Here is an 18,540-nt window from a genome sequence, read left to right as displayed (position 1 = left end):
CATAATTTAGTAAATTGTTATAATCGCCTATTACTTTAAGTTGGGTTACCTTATTGTGCTCAATTTATGCGTTAACCGTTCAAAAATAATAATTAAACACGCAGCGAATGTGTGTAGGAGTCTCTATTTTGAAGCCATTGGAAGATAAACCAATTAAGCCCGCCTCGTTTTTTGATGCACTAATTCCCATCTCTGTATTAATCTGCTTACTCGGTGCCGCTGTATATTTATTTGGTGATAACTCATCATCAGGCCCTAACCAAATTGCACTTTTATTTGCTACTTTTGCAGCCGCTTTAATTGGCCTAAAAAATGGTTATACCTGGAAAAAACTTGAGCAAGCAATGATTGAGGGAATTACACTTTCACTTGGTGCAATTTTAATATTATTGATGGTGGGTGCTTTAATTGGTACTTGGTTACTCTCGGGTACTGTACCCACTTTAATTTATTATGGCCTACAGGTTATTAACCCTAGTTGGTTTTATGCAGCGAGCTGTTTAATTTGTGGCATTGTAGCTATGAGTATTGGTAGTTCGTGGACGACAGCAGCTACTATAGGTGTTGCCTTGTTAGGTGTAGCAACTGGCCTCGGGCTTGAGCAAACAGTTACCGCAGGTGCAGTTATATCGGGTGCTTATTTTGGCGATAAATTAAGCCCACTATCCGAGACAACAAACTTAGCACCAGCAGTTGTAGGCGCTGATTTATTTGAGCACATACAGCACATGCTATGGACAACCGTTCCTAGCTTTGTAATTGCACTGATTATATTTATATTTATGGGCTTTAATGCCACTGCTTCGAGTGAAGCAGGGCGAATAGAAGAAATAACAGTAATTTTACAACAAAACTTTAATATTGGTTTTGAAATGCTCATTCCACTTATTGTCCTATTAGTATTAGCAATTAAAAAAATGCCAGCTTTTCCTGCTATTTCCATTGGAGCTGTTGTTGGTGCAGTATGGGCAATGTTGTTTCAATCAGACTTAATTGCGAGTCAAATTGATGTATCTCAAGGACAATTAGTGGGTTACTTTAAACTAATTTGGACAACCTTTTTTGATGGTTTTAGTGTAGATACTGGTGATGACAAAATGGACTCATTATTAAGTGGTGGTGGTATGGCAGGAATGCTTACAACCACATGGCTTATAATGACTGCGCTTATGTTTGGCGCTATTATGGAAAAAACAGGGTTGTTAGACATTTTTGTTAAGAGCATATTAAAAGTTGCTAAAAGTACAGGGTCTTTAATAGCCTCTACTATTGCTACGTGTGTGGGTACAAATATTATTGCAGCTGATCAATATATAGCTATAGTTGTACCTGGACGAATGTTTAAAGACGAGTACGAAAAACGTGGCCTAAAGCCCGTAAATTTATCTCGTACGCTTGAAGATGGTGGCACAATTACAAGCCCGCTGATCCCGTGGAATACATGTGGTGCTTATATGCAAAGTGTTTTACTAATAAACCCATTTGACTATGCATTGTATGCTTTCTTTAATTTGATTAACCCATTCTTAGCGATTGTTTATGCCTATTTAGGTATTAAAATTTTACGTATTAAACCTAAGCAATCAGCTTAAACTAAACAGCTCCTTTATTTAAAGGAGCTTTTTTTGGAGTATTTATGACTGCACCTACTAAGCCTCAAGCGCAATATTTAAAAGACTATAAAGCCCCAAATTTTTTAATTGAGCACACTGAGCTCACTTTCGACTTGCAACCACTCACAACTAGAGTGACGGCTTTACTTACTCTTCAGCGTGCCGATAATAACAATACGCCGCTAGTGCTTGATGGTATAGATTTACGCTTAGTGTCTTTATCTGTAGGGGGAGCTGCTATAACGGATTACCAAATAGTGGGTGAGCAACTTATTATTAATAATCTGCCAGAGCAGTGCCAATTAAGCATTGTGACTGAAATATCTCCGCAAACTAATACCTCACTAGAGGGGTTGTATTTATCTGGTGGTGCTTATTGTACCCAGTGTGAAGCGCAAGGCTTCAGAAAAATAACTTACTACATGGATAGACCAGATGTGCTTGCTACATTTGATGTAACCATTATTGCAGATAAAAAATACCCGCAACTACTATCCAATGGTAACCAAGTAGACAGTGGAGAAACACAAGATGGCCGCCACTTTGTTAAGTGGCAAGACCCATTTAAAAAGCCAAGTTACTTGTTTGCTCTTGTAGCGGGTGATTTTGATGTACTTAAAGATACCTACAAAACTAAAAGTGGTAGAGATGTTGAGCTTGCATTATTTGTTGATAAAGGTAATTTATCTAAAACACCACATGCTATCGCGTCACTTAAAAAAGCAATGCAGTGGGATGAGGAGCGATTTAACTTAGAATATGATTTAGATATTTACATGATTGTAGCCGTAGATTTTTTCAATATGGGTGCAATGGAAAATAAAGGGCTAAACGTATTTAACAGCAAGTGTGTATTAGCAAATCAAGAAACAGCCACAGATAAAGATTACCATACGATTGAGTCAATCGTGGGTCACGAATACTTTCACAACTGGACGGGTAACCGTGTTACTTGCAGAGACTGGTTTCAGTTATCGTTAAAAGAAGGTTTAACGGTTTTTAGGGATCAAGAATTTAGCAGTGATATAGGCTCTCGTGCCCTCAACCGTATTGATGCAGTAAAAGTAATGCGTACTCACCAGTTTAGTGAAGACGCAGGCCCAATGGCACATCCAATACGTCCTGAAAAAGTAATAGAAATGAATAACTTTTACACCGTTACCGTTTACGATAAAGGTGCTGAAGTAATACGCATGATGCATACCTTATTAGGGGAAGAAAGCTTTCAAAAAGGGATGGTTCTGTATTTTGAAAGACATGATGGGCAAGCTGTCACCTGTGATGATTTTGTAAGTGCCATGAGTGATGCGTCAGGTGTCGATTTGCAGCAATTTAAGCATTGGTATAGCCAATCAGGAACTCCTCGATTAAATGTAGAACAAAGCTTTGATAACGACACAAATACATACTCGTTAATAATAGAGCAGTGTGCACCTAGCAATCAGCCTGAAAATAAGCCTCTACATATTCCTTTTGCCATTGAGCTTTTAGATGCCAATGGACAAAGTATTGAGCTTGAGTACAAAGGGGAAAAGCAAGATCACGTACTTAATGTTACAAGCAAAATACAAACGTTCAGTTTTGATAATATAGCCACTAAGCCTGTTGCCGTTTTACTTGAGGATTTTTCTGCGCCTTGTATTTTGACTCAACAAACTACGCAAACCGAGCTGCTGCATATAATGCGCTTTGCTCGTAGTGACTTTTCTCGCTGGGATGCGCAACAACAACTGTTTATTAAAGCTGTAAAATCACAAATTAGTGATGCAAGTAATAGCGCATTAAGTGCTGATATAATAAATGCACTTCGTGTACTTATTAGTACTAAAGAGGGTGATTTAGCGTTAATTGCTGAATTACTTAAAATACCAAGCTTTGACACATTAGCTGCTGAATTTGATGTAATTCCTGTTGATGAAATAATAAAAGTAACCCATACATTTGAGCAGCAAATTGCTGATGAGCTAAGTGATGAGTTTGTTAATTGCTATAATTCGCTTCAAGATGATGGCAGTGTAAGCGCAAGTGCTGTTGCAAACCGTGCTTTAAAACAATTATGTTTGCATTACCTTGCTAAAACACAAAAAACGGAAGCTATTACGTTTATTAATGAAGCTGCAAACTCAAACAACATGACCAATGTGCTAAGCGCCTTAAGTGCTGCTGTAAAAGCATCAAATCCAATTCAACACACTCTTTTGAGTCATTTTGATAGCCAATGGCGCTATGATGTATTAGTTATGGATAAATGGTTTGCGCTTCAAGCAATGCAGTCGGGCAAAGATGCCATAGATAACATTAAAGCGTTGTATGAACACCCATGTTTTGATTTTTCAAACCCAAACCGCGTACGTGCCCTTGTAGGCAGCTTTAGCCATTTTAATACTACACAATTTCATCGTGCAGATGGTAAAGGGTATGAACTATTAGGCGATTTACTGATAAAGCTTAACGCTATAAATCCGCAGAATGCATCACGAATGCTAACACCATTTATGTCATGGAAGCGCTATGATGATGCACGCTCTCAAGCTATGAAACAGCAGTTACAACGCTTAGCTGACCTTGACGGGTTGAGTGACGATCTTTATGAAAAGGTAGAAAAAGCGCTCGCATAAATGATTGAGTATTATTTTAGTATTAGATTGAGCTATAACGAATGTATGGATTACTACCATGGTCGTTTTAGCTCATTACAGGTAGTTGAAGATAGCGGCAAGACAATTCGTTTTGCTGCTACTCATTTAAGGCCCTTTATATCAAGCATAGGTATACGAGGCCGTTTTAGAATTTTGCTCACCCCTGAGAATAAATTTATCCGCCTTGAACGAGTGGCCTAACACTCGGTTTTTATGTTATAAAACAATAAAAATATTATCTTTTTGTTAATTTCAATTTGTTCTATTGTTAATTTACGTGTATAAATTATCTGGTATGACGTCTTACCAATACGTAAACGTCAGCTAAGAAATATAAATAACTGATTGAATGCGACCATTTGTAATTTGTTTAATTCGCTTCTATCGTTACGATTACACTAAAAACAATAACTTGATCACACAAAATGACCCGCGACAGGGGGGAACCACAATGATAAGAAGATCGCTTTTTGTTAAAAACAAAATCGCTATAGGTTTAGCAGCCGCTAGCTTAGGTTTATCAGCAGCAAGTTCACACGCTGCAACATTTGAAGCTGGAGGTTTTGATATCACCTTCGATTCAACCTTTTCATATGGCCAAAGTATCCGTGTTGAAGATAGAGACTTCAGTCTTATTGGTAAAAGTAACAATCCAGCATTTGACTGGTCAGGTTACAACCCAGCACTAAATAGCACTATATATTCATCACAAGACGTTTGGGCCCAACCAGGCTCTTATTCTAACAACGGTGATGCTGGTAACTTAAACTTTGATAGCGGTGATTCATTCTCAAAATTATTAAAAGGAACACACGACCTTTCAATAACTAAAGATAATTACGGTTTGTTCACACGTTTTATGTACTTTTATGATTTTGAGTTGATGGATGGTGATCGCGCTTATTCAAACCCAACTTCTGGTGAAGGTGTTGACCCGTGTGACGATAAAGATACAAAAGAGCAAAGCTGTGCAGATATCCGTTTACTAGATGCATACGTTTGGGCTAATTTTGATTTAAACGACGGGAATAACCCATTATCAATTCGCTTAGGTCAACAAGTAGTTAACTGGGGTGAAAGCACACTTATATCTCATGGTATTAACGTAAACCCTGTTGATATAGATCGTTTAAAAGCCCCAGGTGCTGAGCTTAAAGAAGCATTTATTCCGGTAGGCATGCTTTGGGCCTCACTTGGTATTACCGAAAATATTACACTTGAAGGTTTTTACCAGTACCAGTGGCATGAAACTCGCCTCCCTGCAGCGGGTACGTACTTTTCTACAAATGACTTTGCAGCAGAAAATGGTTATCAACAAAATGTTCAACTTGGTTTTACTTCAAACCCAGATATTGACGTTGCTTTTTTAACGGATAGCTTAAATAACTTAACGTCTGATTTTGCAATGGCAGCTGCGGCGCAGGGTATTGATCCTGCAAGTGCACAAGGCCAAGCATTACTTGCAAGCATGTACCTATCGTACCCAACGAAAGTTGCGCTTAAAGGTAAAGGCGATAATGGTAAATCTGAGCCTGATGATGGTGGTCAATATGGTTTACGTTTAGGTATGTTTTTACCTGAGTGGAACGATACAGAAATTGCACTTTATCATGTAAATTACCACAGTCGTCGTCCTCTGATTTCAGGTCGTGTATCAAACTTTTCCAATGCATCTATTGCGCAAGATTTAGCGATGATCATGACTACAGAAATCACCTCAGATAATGTAGCTGATTTAACTGCGTTTTCTAAAGCTGAAAATGAATACCCAGAAGACATCAAGCTTTATGGTTTAAGCTTTAATACGACAATTGGTGAAACAGCTTTTGCGGGTGAGTTTGCATTTAGGCAAGATGAACCTCTACAAATTGATGACGTAGAGCTTCTTTACACAGCTATGCCTGAGCAATTGGCTGTTGCTGGTATTCGTCCTGATTTTGCGGGTATTTCGCAAATGAGTATAGGCGATGCGGTAAGTTCTGTTGCTGCAGGTGAAGTTGCTAGAGGTTATATTGAACGCGATACATCGCAAATTCAGTTTACGGCAACTCATTTATTTGGCCCTTCACTAGGTGCTGATAGCTGGGCTGTAGTTGGTGAAGTGGGTGCAGTTAAAATTCACGATATGCCAGGCTACGATGAAATGCGCCTAAATGTGTCAGGTACCGGTCGCAGTGGTGTTATTACAGGCCCAGGAACAACTGATTACTCTACGTTACAACTAGGCCTTTCAAACGGTGCAGAGCAAAAGTCATTTGCGACAGCATCATCTTGGGGTTACCGACTTATTGCTAAAGGTGATTATTTTAACCTTTACAACGGTATTAACTTCTCTCCACGTTTTGTATTTTCTCATGACGTAAATGGTAATACGCCAGATCCTATGTTCTTATTTATCGAAGATCGTAAGTCTTTAGGCGCTACTATGAACTTTAACTACCAAAATGCTTGGTCATTAGATGTAAGCTATAACTCATTTTGGGGTGGCGGTGGTATTAATACCTTCTCAGACCGCGATTACGTTTCTTTTAACTTAAAATATTCAATCTAGGGGTAACATTACTATGATTAAAAAACCTACCCTCATCGCTACCGCATTTTGTAGCTTATTTGCAAGCAGTGCCGCATTGGCAAAAATGAGCGCTGATGAAGTTGCTCGTTTAGGACAAGACTTAACCCCATTGGGTGCTGAAAAAGCAGCTAATGCAGATGGCTCTATTCCAGCTTGGAACAACGGAATTACAACTGCACCAAAAGGCTATGAGCCTGGCATGCATCATTTAGACCCATATACTGCAGACAAAGTACTTTTTACTATTGATAAAACAAATATCGATAAGTACAAAGCTAACTTAAGCCCAGGTCAAATTGCATTATTTGAAGCATACCCTGACACTTTTAAAATGCCTGTGTATGAAACTCGCCGTTCTGCGTCATACCCTCAGTTTGTATATGATGCAACTAAAAAGTTTTCTGCTACTGCTGAGTTAGTTGAAGGTGGGAATGGGATTAAAAATACTGCTATAGGTATTCCTTTTCCAATTCCTCAAACGGGTTTAGAAGCAATTTGGAACCATTTATTGCGTTATCGTGGGCAGTCAATTGAACGCTTTGGCGGTCAAGCGGCGCCTACAGCATCAGGCTCTTACAATTATGTAGGTTTTGATGAGCAGTTATTAGTTAAATATTCTGATCCAAGTGCAACACCTGCAGAGCTTCAAGACTCAAACATTTTGTTTAAATTTAAACAAAGCGTTACAGAGCCTGCGCGTTTAGCGGGTACAGCGTTATTAGTTCATGAAACAATGGACCAAATTTTAACACCTCGTCAAGCATGGACTTATAACTCAGGCCAGCGTCGCGTGCGCCGTGCACCTAACGTAGCTTATGATGCACCAGGTACAGCAGCTGATAGCTTACGTACAACTGATGACTTTGATATGTTTAACGGTTCTCCAAATCGTTACAACTGGACGTTAAAAGGTAAGCAAGAGTTATATATTCCGTATAACAGCTATAAACTTCACAGCGACAAGCTTGAGTATGATGACATCTTAAAACCAGGTCATATCAACCCAGAACATACACGTTACGAAAAACATCGTGTATGGGTTGTAGAAGCAAACTTAAAAGATGATACGCGCCATATATACAAAAAACGTGTATTTTATATTGATGAAGATAGCTGGCAAGTACAGGTTACGGATATTTATGATAACCGCGACCAACTTTATCGTGTAGCTATGGCTTATGGTCTTAACTATTACGAAGTACCTACACAATGGAGTACGCTTGAAGTTTATCACGATTTGAATTCTCGTCGTTATTTAGCGATTGGTTTAGATAACCAAGAAAAAATGTACGATTTTTCACAGTCGTTTAATGATAACGAATTTACATCAAGCGCTCTACGTCGCGCTGGAAGATAGTAATAAATTAGGCACTTAACTTTAGTTAAGTGCCTTTTCCTTTCACATCGCGTTTGTCTAATATCAAATCGCGCAACGTTTTCCTCAGTATATAAAGACAAACAATTATCTCGTTCAAGGCGATTAAAATTTATGAAGTATTTGGTATATGCCAGCCTGATTATAAGCGGTGCGAGTGTTGCACAAGAAGCTCCTCAAAATGCAATCAGTGCAATTAATGCAGATAAAACGCTATTAACTGATATTACAGATACAGGTAATGGCTTAATTGCAGTTGGTAAACATGGCACAGTAATAAAGAGCCTATCAGGCGATAAGTGGCAACAAGCTGAACTTGTACCAACTCAAGTGCTATTAACAGCTGTTGATTTTAGCAGTGAAAAAAAGGGTTGGGCTTGTGGGCACGACGCTACAATCATTAATACGACTGATGGCGGTAATAACTGGCAGTTACAACAAGTTAAACCTGAATTAGACAAACCTTGCCTCGATATTTTATTTGAAGACGATTTAAACGGTTTTGCAGTCGGCGCATACGGCATGTTTTATCATACTAGTGATGGTGGAAAGCATTGGCAAAAACGCTTTTTAGACTCGCTATTATTTAGTGAAGATAGAGACTATCTCAACGATTTAAAAGAAACTGACCCTGAAGGCTATGAAGCTGAAACTGCCTCTATTTTACCTCATTTTAACCGTATAGAAAAAACAGATAATGGTTTAATGCTCGTTGGTGAAATGGGTTTAATGGCTACAAGCACCGATAATGGGCAAACTTGGGTTCGACTTGAAGAAATATACCCAGGTTCATTTTTTGCGCTTGCCTCTGATAGCGAACAAGAAATTGTAGCAGGACTTCGTGGTAATGTTTTTGTTAAGCAAAATAATGAACAGCAATGGCAGCATTTCGAAAATATTAAAACAGCCACCATCAACAGCATTATTAATTACAATAATAAACAATGGCTGATGCTAGCTAACAGTGGTGTTATTTTTCATCTACAGGATGGATTATTAACGCATGAACAACTCGCCGACGGTAAAGCCATTCTTGATGGCACAATTTTAAATAATAAACTAATTATGGCGACTGAAGACGGCATTAAAGTGAAGGAGTTAACCCCTTAATGCATAAGTTACTCGATTTTATTGAAAAGGCGATTTTTAGACATCGCTTAATTATGCTTATAAGTTTTGCACTTATAACGTGTTTGCTTGTATTTAAAGCAACTCAGATTCAACTTGATGCGTCATTTAATAAAAACATCCCGTTAAATCACGATTATATGAAAGTGTATACCAAACACGAAAAACAGTTTGGCGGCGCTAATAGTATTTTAATTTCGGTATGTGACGACAGCGGTAATATTTTTAACCCTGAGTTTTTTACTCAATTAAAAGCAGTACACGATCAACTTTATTTCATTCCTGGTGTTAACCGTCCATTAGTAAACTCTATATTTTCTCCAAGTGCTCGTTTTGTTGAAGTGGTAGAGGATGGTTTTGCTGGCGGCCCAATTATTCCTGCAAACTTTAAAGCTGATGCACGTGGTTTAGGTGTTGTTAAAGAGAACATCGAAAAAGCTAAAGTAGTAGGACGCATGATTGCAAGTGACTACTCTTGTGCCATGGTGAGCGCTCAATTACTCGAAACTGATCCGCAGACTCAGCAAAAACTAGATACCTTAGCGTTTGCTCAAAAACTTGAAACCGACTTACGTGAGCCGTTAAGCACTGATAAAGTGAGTATTCATATTATTGGTTTTGCAAAAATGGCCGGCGATATTGCTGAGGGTGCAAAAGGGGTTGTCTTATTTTTTGCAATTGCGATTGCTTTTACCTTTATTATGGTTTGGTTATTTTGCGGTAGCTTAAAGCTGACTATTTTACCTATAGCGTGTTCAATTATTGCCGTAGTGTGGCAGTTAGGATTGCTTTCTAGCTTAGGGTTTGGACTAGACCCAATGTCTATTTTGGTCCCGTTTTTAGTATTTGCCATAGGTGTGAGCCATGGCGTGCAGATGATAAATGCTATTGGCAAAAAAGTGGGTGAAGGAAAAACTACACGTGTTTGCTGTCAATCAAGCTTTAGAGCTTTACTAGTACCGGGTGGTATCGCACTACTTTCAGACACAGTTGGCTTTTTAACTTTACTTACCATTGATATTGGTATTATTCGCGAGCTGGCGATAACAGCAAGCTTAGGTGTTGCTGTAATTATTTTTACTAATTTAATCTTGCTGCCTGTATGGGCTTCATATATGAATTTTGAAAACAGCGTCCATATTCAATCGGGCGATGCCGAAAAACCAAATATGCTAGATAAAATTAGAGACGTTTTAGTTAAAGCAACCGATCCTAAAATAGCTAAAATGATCATTGGATTTACGCTTGTATTGTTTGCTTTGGGTTATTGGCAGGCAGATAAGATGCGTATTGGTGATTTGCATGCTGGCGCGCCATCATTACATCAAGATGCTCGTTATAACCAAGATACTTTTTTAATTTCAGATAAATACACAATTTCATCAGATATCTTAAAAGTGATTGTAGAGGCGTACCCAGCCGCATGTACTGAACACGATGTTATGCAGCGTATTAGTCGTTTTCAATATAAAGTTGAAAATGTAACTGGGGTGCAATCTGCTGTGAGCTTAAGCTCTGTAGCGCAATCTGTTAACGCAGGTTATAACGAAGGGAATTTAAAATGGCAAAGCCTACCACGTAATTCTGCAAGCTTAGTTCAATCAACAGCGCGTGTAGAAACCAGTACCGGGCTTTTAAATGGTGATTGCTCTGTTATGCCAGTGATTATATTTTTAGATGATCACAAAGCACAAACAATCGATACGGTAATTCAAAGCGTTAAGCAATTTGCACAAGAAGAGGGCACAGACAAATTAGCCTTTAGATTAGCTTCAGGCCCTGTAGGTGTTATGGCGGCAACAAATGAGTCAGTATCAGCGGCGCAAATCCCTATGATGCTTTATGTGTATGGCGCTGTAATCATTTTGTGTTTACTGAGTTTTAAAAGTGTAAAAGCAACGATAGCAGTTGTTCTGCCACTTTATATTGTATCAACCCTTGCACAAGCTTTAATGGTGCAGTTAGAAATTGGTTTAACAGTATCTACCTTGCCAGTAATTGCACTAGGCGTTGGTATTGGTGTTGATTACGGTATTTATATATTGTCGTCGATGATGGGGCAGCTTAAGCAAAATGTACCGCTTAGTGTCGCTTATCGAAATGCACTTGTAGAGCGAGGCAGTGCAGTACTCTTTACGGGGATCACACTTGCTATTGGTGTGAGTACTTGGATTTTCTCAGATCTTAAATTCCAAGTTGATATGGGCATACTGTTAACCTTCATGTTTTTAGTGAATATGTTAGGTGCAGTGCTGTTATTACCTGCAATTGGTAGCTTGCTCTGGACTGACCAGAAAAAATAATGTGAATAATTTTGCTCCTAAATGGCCTGTATAGGCCATTTATATCTATAATTTGTGAATAGATGACCAAATAGCTGAAATGCTTAAAATGTTTTCATCGAAAAGGCTGTTTATTAGCTGTAAAAGGGTTAGAATTTAGCTGACTCCACACTAATAAATCGCTGTACAAATATTCTGCTTTTTAGCAGCAATAGATTAAGGAACATACAATGACACGAAATGAAGGCCAAGCCTCGGTTATCTTAGATAATGTCTGTAAGCTTATCCAGAAAAAAGTTCACGCTGATAATGTGTTACTCGTTGAAAAATTCGCCAAAGCCTTGTACAGCAATATGTCTAAAGAGGATTTGGCACACCGCAACGATAGTGACCTTTATGGCGCAGCACTAAGCCTTTGGAATTCGCTAGAAAAAAATACCACTGATGACGCTTTTATTCGCGTTTTTAATCCTGAAGTGGCAAAAGACGGCTGGCAGTCGTCACACACTATCGTAGAGATAATTACGAAAGACATGCCATTTTTAGTAGACTCAGTGCGTATGGCCATGACGCGCGAAAATATTGCCTCTCACTTATTACTTCACTGCCCATTAAAAATTCAACGCGATAGTGATGCAAAAATCTCTGGCTTATCAAATTTAAAAGCAGAACAAGAATCAACATCAACCAAAACTGTTTTCTTCATTGAAATTGACCGTCAAACAGATACATCTGTGATTGAGTCTTTCAAAAAAGAACTTGAGTCTGTATTAGTTGATGTCTCTATTGCTGTAGATGATTGGCAGCCAATTCGTAAAAAGTTAGTTTCGGTAATTAAAGAGTTACCTAAACGTCATCACAAAAAAAGCAAACACGAAATATCAGAAACAACAGAGTTTTTAGACTGGTTAGCTAAAGATAACTTTACGCTAATGGGCTACCGTGAATATGAATTATGCCCAGTTCAAGGTGATTACCAATTAAAAGGTAAAATGGACACAAGCCTAGGCTTGATGAAAAACTCTACAGAAGAGCATTCACGTTTATTATCAGAGTTACCTGAAGTCGCTCGTCAAGAAGCTCGCAGCAGCAATTTACTTATTCTAACAAAAACTAACTCCGTTTCTCGCGTGCATCGCCCGGCTTACATCGACTACGTAGGTATTAAACGTTTTGACGATGAAGGGAATGTTATTGGCGAAGACCGCTTTATTGGTTTGTTCTCTTCAAGTTTTTACAATAACAGTGCAGCTGATGTACCTGTATTAAAAAGTAAAATTAATCGTATTATGGATATGTGTGACTTTGCTAAAGGCACTCATGCTTATAAAGCGGTATTAAATATTTTAGAAACCTACCCACGGGACGAACTAGTTCAAGCACGCGAAAGCGAACTTTTAGAAGTTGCTATGGGCGTTTTACAAGTACAAGAGCGTGACATGTGTCGCTTATTTGTACGTAAAGATGCATATGGCCGTTTCTTATCTTGTATGGTTTACGTTCCGCGTGAGCGTTATAACACCGCTCTGCGTCGTGAAACCCAAGATATTTTAGCTAATGCATTTAATTCTGACGATAAAGTCGAATTTACTACTTATTTCTCTGAGTCAACACTTGCGCGTACTCATTACACCGTTCGTGTGACCGACAACAATATCGAATATAACGTGAAAGACATCGAAAACAATTTAGTAGAAGCTGCGCGAACGTGGGAAGACAAACTACAATCTGCACTATTAGAATCTGCAGGCGAAGCACGTGGTAACGATTTAAACCGTAAATACTGTAATGCATTTGCACGCTCATATAAAGATGAAGTATTGCCAAGTGCTGCGGTTGTAGATATTGAAAAGTTAGAATTACTTAGTGACGAAAACAAGTTAGAAATGCTGTTTTACCGTCCACAAGAAGAAGCTAACAGCAATATTGTACGTTTGAGCTTATTTCATAAAGATGAGCCAATTCATTTATCTGATGTTATGCCAATGCTTGAAAACTTTGGCTTACGCGTTGTTGGCGAAACGCCGTATTCAGTTAAAACAAGCGATGGGCGTATTAATTGGATCATGGACTTCTCGATGCTAATCGATAGCAAAGGGATGGCTGACTTTGATAAAATTTCAGCACGTTTTCGTGCTGCGTTAACTAACGTTTGGGGAAACCGCTTAGAGAATGACGGCTTTAACCGTTTGGTGTTAATGGGCGGCTTAACAGGTCGTGAAGCCTCCATTTTACGCGCTTACGCTAAGTACATGCGCCAAATCGGTGTTACTTTCTCGCAAAGCTACATTGAAAGTACGTTTGCAAATTACCCTAATATTGCAGCGCAAATTGTAAATTTATTTGCTAAAAAGTTCTCAGTTAAAAGCCCTGCGAGTGCTAAAACTCTCGAAAAATTAAGTACTCAAATATACCTAGAGCTTGAAAACGTAGCAAACCTTGATGATGACCGTATTATACGTTTATACGTAGATATGATTGTTGCTACGTTACGTACTAACTATTTCCAAAAAGATGATGCAGGGCAGTTTAAATCGTATGTGTCGTTTAAAATACAGCCAAGCCTAATTCCAGATGTACCACTTCCACTTCCTGCGTTTGAGATTTTTGTATATTCTCCGCGCGTTGAAGGTGTGCATTTACGCTATGGTAAAGTTGCTCGTGGTGGACTTCGTTGGTCAGACCGTCGTGAAGATTTCCGTACTGAAGTACTAGGCTTAGTTAAAGCGCAACAAGTTAAAAATACAGTAATTGTACCTGTAGGCTCTAAAGGTGGTTTTGTATGTAAACAGCTACCAAGTGAACGCGAGGCGTTTATTAAAGAAGGCCAAGAGTGTTATAAAATATTCATTCGTGGGCTTTTAGATATAACTGATAACATTGAGCGCGGCGAAATTGTGCCTGCTAGAGATGTTGTTCGCCACGATGAAGACGATGCTTATTTAGTTGTTGCAGCCGATAAAGGAACCGCTACGTTCTCTGATATCGCAAATGGCATAGCCAATGAATATAACTTCTGGTTAGGTGATGCATTTGCATCAGGCGGCTCTGTAGGTTACGACCATAAGAAAATGGGTATTACCGCCAAAGGCGCGTGGGAGTCTGTTAAACGTCATTTCCGTGAAATGGATATTGACTGTCAAACTACCGATTTTACTGTAGTGGCAATTGGTGACATGGCAGGGGATGTATTTGGTAATGGTATGTTGTTATCTAAACATATTCGTTTACAAGTAGCATTTAACCACATGCACATATTTATTGATCCGAATCCTGATGCAGCTACGTCTTACCCAGAACGTGAGCGTTTATTTAATTTACCGCGTTCATCGTGGGAAGATTACAATAAAGAATTAATTTCTGCTGGTGGTGGTGTTTTCTCTCGTGCTGCTAAATCAATTACGCTTAGCCCAGAAATGAAAAAAATGTTGGGCACTAAAAAAGCAAGCATGACACCTAATGAGCTAATGAAAGCCTCATTAATGATGAACTTTGATTTATTATGGAATGGCGGAATTGGAACATACATTAAACACTCTAAAGAAACCGATGCTGATGTAGGGGACCGTGCAAACGATGCACTACGTATCAACGGTAAAGAGTTAGGCGCTAAAATAATTGGTGAAGGTGGTAACTTAGGCGCCACTCAATTAGGTCGTATTGAGTTTGCTGCTAAAGGCGGACGTGTAAATACAGACTTTATTGATAACGTTGGTGGTGTAGCGTGTTCAGATAACGAAGTTAACATCAAGATTTTATTAAATGGTTTAGTAGCTGAAGGTGATTTAACGCGTAAACAGCGTGATGAGCTGCTTTATTCGATGACTGATGAAGTGTCTGAATTAGTACTTAAAGATTGTTACCGTCAAACGCATACAATTTCTATCACGCAGTCTAAAGGGGCTTCCACCCTTAAAGAAAAAATTCGCTTTATTCATGCTCTTGAAAAAGAAGGCAAGTTAAACCGCGCTATAGAGTTTATTCCAAGCGATGAAGAATTAGCTGAACGTGCAGCAGCGGGTAAAGACTTAACTCGCCCTGAGCTTTCTGTACTAGTATCTTACGCAAAAATGGTATTAAAAGAGTCTTTAGTAACAGAAGAAATTACTGAAAACCCTTATTACCGCCAATTACTTGTTAAATCGTTCCCACGTCCTCTACGTGAGAAATTTAACGATGCGATGAATAATCATCCACTGCGTAAAGAAATTATAGCGACTAAACTTGCTAATAATATCGTTAATGACATGGGCTTAAACTTCATGGTACGTATGCATGAAGAAACAGGCGCTAACGAAGCTGAAATAGCATTGTGTTATTCAATTGCCAGTGAAATATTTGAAATGCGCGATACTTGGTCTTCTATCAGTGCGCTTGATAATAAAATTCCAGCATCAGTTCAAACAGAAATGCTTTACCAACTTCGCCGCACGGTTCGCCGCGCAACACGTTGGTTCTTACGTCATCGTAATAAAGCACTTACTATTGAACAATCAATCGAATACTTTGCACCAGTATTTAAAGACTTGAGTGAAAACTTAAATTCTTACATGGTCGAAAAAGAGAATGAACGTATAGTTGTTGAATCAGATAAGCTAGCTCAAAGCGGTGTACCTGAAGATATCGCTAAGCGTATTGTGTCTTTATCTAGTTTATTCTCTGTAATGGATTTAGCAGAAATAGCTAATAGCTCAAGTAAAAATATTTCTATGGTATCAAACACCTACTTTAAACTAGGTGCGCGTATGGGCCTGCATTGGTTCTTAGATCAAATAACGCATCAGCCTGTTGCTAATCACTGGCAAGCTCTGGCTCGTTCTTCATATCGTGAAGAACTTGATTGGCAGCAACGTACATTGTCAGAAGTTGTTCTTAATAGCTTTGAAGGCGATGACAACGATGTTGATAAACAAATTGATCAATGGATGGACAGCCAAGATTTATTGCTTCAGCGCTGGAAGCAAATGCTTGCTGAGTTTAAAACATCGCAAAGCCATGACTTTGCTAAGTTCTCAGTAGCACTTCGTGAATTGATGCTGTTAAGCCATAACTGTGATACTCCATGCAAATAACTAACTTTTAACGGTTATTTATTTAGTAAATAATCAGTTAATTTTTAAAATTGCTATATAATACCTCAGCCTTGTCTGAGGTATTTTTTTGTCTGCAATTTAAAGAGGATTATATTGATGTTTTATGATTTAGCTCGCCGTTTTATGTTTACCCGTGATGCGGAGTGGGCACATGAGTTTGCACTTAATAATCTTCGTCGTTTTTCTAATACACCGCTTAATGCAGCTTGGTCTCAAAGTATTGCAGATAAACCGGTAAATTTTTTAGGACTAGAGTTTAAAAACCCTGTTGGACTTGCAGCTGGCCTTGATAAAAACGCTGAATGTATTGATGCTTTTAGCCAAATGGGGTTTGGCTTTGTAGAAGTGGGTACGGTTACACCTCGTCCACAAGCTGGCAACGATAAGCCACGTATATTTAGACTTCCTCAGTCAAATGCGATTATTAACCGCATGGGTTTTAATAATAAAGGCGTGGATAATTTAGTTAATAATGTTAAAGCTGCTAAATATACAGGCATTTTAGGCATTAATATTGGTAAAAATAAAGATACGCCTAATGAGCAAGGTAAAGATGATTATATTCATTGTATGCGTAGGGTTTTCGAACATGCTTCTTATATTACCGTAAATATTTCATCACCAAATACACCAGGACTTCGTGACTTACAATACGGCGCAGCACTGGATGACTTATTGCAAAGTTTAAAAAATGAGCAGCTTGATTTAATTGCAAAGCACAATAAACAAGTGCCAATGCTTGTAAAAATTGCGCCAGATCTTGATGAGATCCAAATAGCACAAGTAAGCGAATCATTATTAAGTAATAAAATTGATGGTGTAATTGCAACTAATACCACGTTAGAACGCAGTGCAGTAATGGGGCAACAATACGCTGATGAAGCGGGTGGATTATCTGGATTGCCTGTGAGAGAGCGCTCTACGCATGTAGTTAGCGAATTAAAACGCTTAACCAAAGGTAACTTACCAATAATTGGGGTAGGGGGTATTGATGATGCCCAATCAGCAAAAGAAAAGTTAAATGCCGGTGCAAATTTGGTTCAGGTTTATACTGGGTTCATCTACAAAGGTCCACAATTGGTCAAGTCGATCGTTAACGGCTTATAAGGATCAGTTATCTAAGCTTTTGATCGTTCAATAAATGTTCTAAGCAGGCATTTATAAAATGGTCAAAAGCGGTTATACTTTAAGCTTATTGCATTATTTATCTACTACGTTATCCAAGGAGGAGCACATGTTACAAGCATCAAAGCAATGGCAGTGGATTGCTTGTCCTAAACAAAATCGTTTATTACTCGATTTAGACGATGATATGCAATTACGCACACCTTATAAATTAAGACAACTTACCGACTGCGTATTTAGTAATCCTCGCTTTAGCCTTGAAGATGCTGCATTTTACGAACAAGTTTATAATTACTTAGACGGTTTTAATTTATATAAGCCTGCTCAAATATGCCAAATAGCGTTAAATGCAACAGCTGTAAAATTTCACTTAAAACCTGTACTTGCTAAAAGCTGGTTTTTTCAAGAATATACCGGTAATGAACCAAGTGTTGAAGCAATCATTAAGCTTGCCTCTAAAGCCCAAATTGGTGAATTCTTAATTGTAGAGCATTGCCCTGATGCTTCTATTTGCATTAATTTGAACGAAAACTTTAAACTTGATGATAATTTATCACTTGAGCAGTTTGAAGTGATCCGTGTTCTTAATAATCGCGTTCACCCACTTTTAAACCAGCAATATCAAAGCCAAACAGCATAACCAATTTTAACGTTTATACGTGTGTTTATGGCGCGTTTGTTCCCCAACCTATGTTATAATCCTGCGCAATTAG

10 protein-coding genes are annotated in these 18,540 nt (G+C 38.5%); all 10 read left to right on the top strand.

Translation table 11 applies throughout. From position 1 onward, the window contains the following. Window positions 1-128: 128 nt before the first annotated feature. Window positions 129-1,592: a Na+/H+ antiporter NhaC gene (gene nhaC / locus ATS74_RS17565; protein WP_171038409.1), complete on the top strand. Its 1,464-nt coding sequence runs from the start codon at window positions 129-131 to the stop codon at window positions 1,590-1,592. A gap of 44 nt (window positions 1,593-1,636) precedes the next feature. Beyond that, window positions 1,637-4,231, top strand: a complete 2,595-nt coding sequence (gene pepN, locus ATS74_RS17560) for an aminopeptidase N (RefSeq protein WP_058550157.1) — start codon at window positions 1,637-1,639, stop codon at window positions 4,229-4,231. Further along, window positions 4,232-4,453, top strand: coding sequence for a DUF2835 family protein (locus ATS74_RS19790; RefSeq protein ID WP_082660679.1), 222 nt, complete (start codon window positions 4,232-4,234; stop codon window positions 4,451-4,453). 250 nt (window positions 4,454-4,703) lie between these two features. Further along, window positions 4,704-6,803, top strand: coding sequence for a DUF1302 domain-containing protein (locus tag ATS74_RS17555; RefSeq protein ID WP_058550156.1), 2,100 nt, complete (start codon window positions 4,704-4,706; stop codon window positions 6,801-6,803). A 13-nt stretch (window positions 6,804-6,816) separates the two neighbouring features. Continuing rightward, window positions 6,817-8,181 (top strand): DUF1329 domain-containing protein, encoded by a 1,365-nt coding sequence (locus ATS74_RS17550; RefSeq protein ID WP_058550155.1) that lies wholly within the window; start codon window positions 6,817-6,819, stop codon window positions 8,179-8,181. 132 nt (window positions 8,182-8,313) lie between these two features. After that, window positions 8,314-9,309: a WD40/YVTN/BNR-like repeat-containing protein gene (locus ATS74_RS17545; RefSeq protein ID WP_058550154.1), complete on the top strand. Its 996-nt coding sequence runs from the start codon at window positions 8,314-8,316 to the stop codon at window positions 9,307-9,309. Then, window positions 9,309-11,630, top strand: coding sequence for an efflux RND transporter permease subunit (locus ATS74_RS17540; RefSeq protein ID WP_058550153.1), 2,322 nt, complete (start codon window positions 9,309-9,311; stop codon window positions 11,628-11,630). The genes ATS74_RS17545 and ATS74_RS17540 overlap by 1 nt, the downstream gene beginning before the upstream one ends. A gap of 209 nt (window positions 11,631-11,839) precedes the next feature. Continuing rightward, on the top strand, window positions 11,840-16,681 hold the full coding sequence (locus ATS74_RS17535) for an NAD-glutamate dehydrogenase (RefSeq protein ID WP_058550152.1): 4,842 nt from the start codon (window positions 11,840-11,842) through the stop codon (window positions 16,679-16,681). Between the two features lie 117 nt (window positions 16,682-16,798). Then, the gene (gene pyrD / locus ATS74_RS17530; protein ID WP_058550151.1) at window positions 16,799-17,809 is read left to right on the top strand and encodes a quinone-dependent dihydroorotate dehydrogenase; all 1,011 of its coding nucleotides are present in this window, start codon (window positions 16,799-16,801) and stop codon (window positions 17,807-17,809) included. Window positions 17,810-17,936: 127 nt separating this feature from the next. Continuing rightward, complete coding sequence (locus ATS74_RS17525; RefSeq protein ID WP_058550150.1) at window positions 17,937-18,467, top strand: cell division protein ZapC domain-containing protein; 531 nt, start codon at window positions 17,937-17,939, stop codon at window positions 18,465-18,467. The last annotated feature ends 73 nt before the right edge of the window (window positions 18,468-18,540 follow it).

This window comes from Pseudoalteromonas sp. H103 (assembly GCF_001469205.1).
GTDB lineage: Bacteria > Pseudomonadota > Gammaproteobacteria > Enterobacterales > Alteromonadaceae > Pseudoalteromonas > Pseudoalteromonas carrageenovora.
Note: the sequence above shows the minus strand (reverse complement) of the source record. Positions and strands in the feature narration are given on the sequence as shown.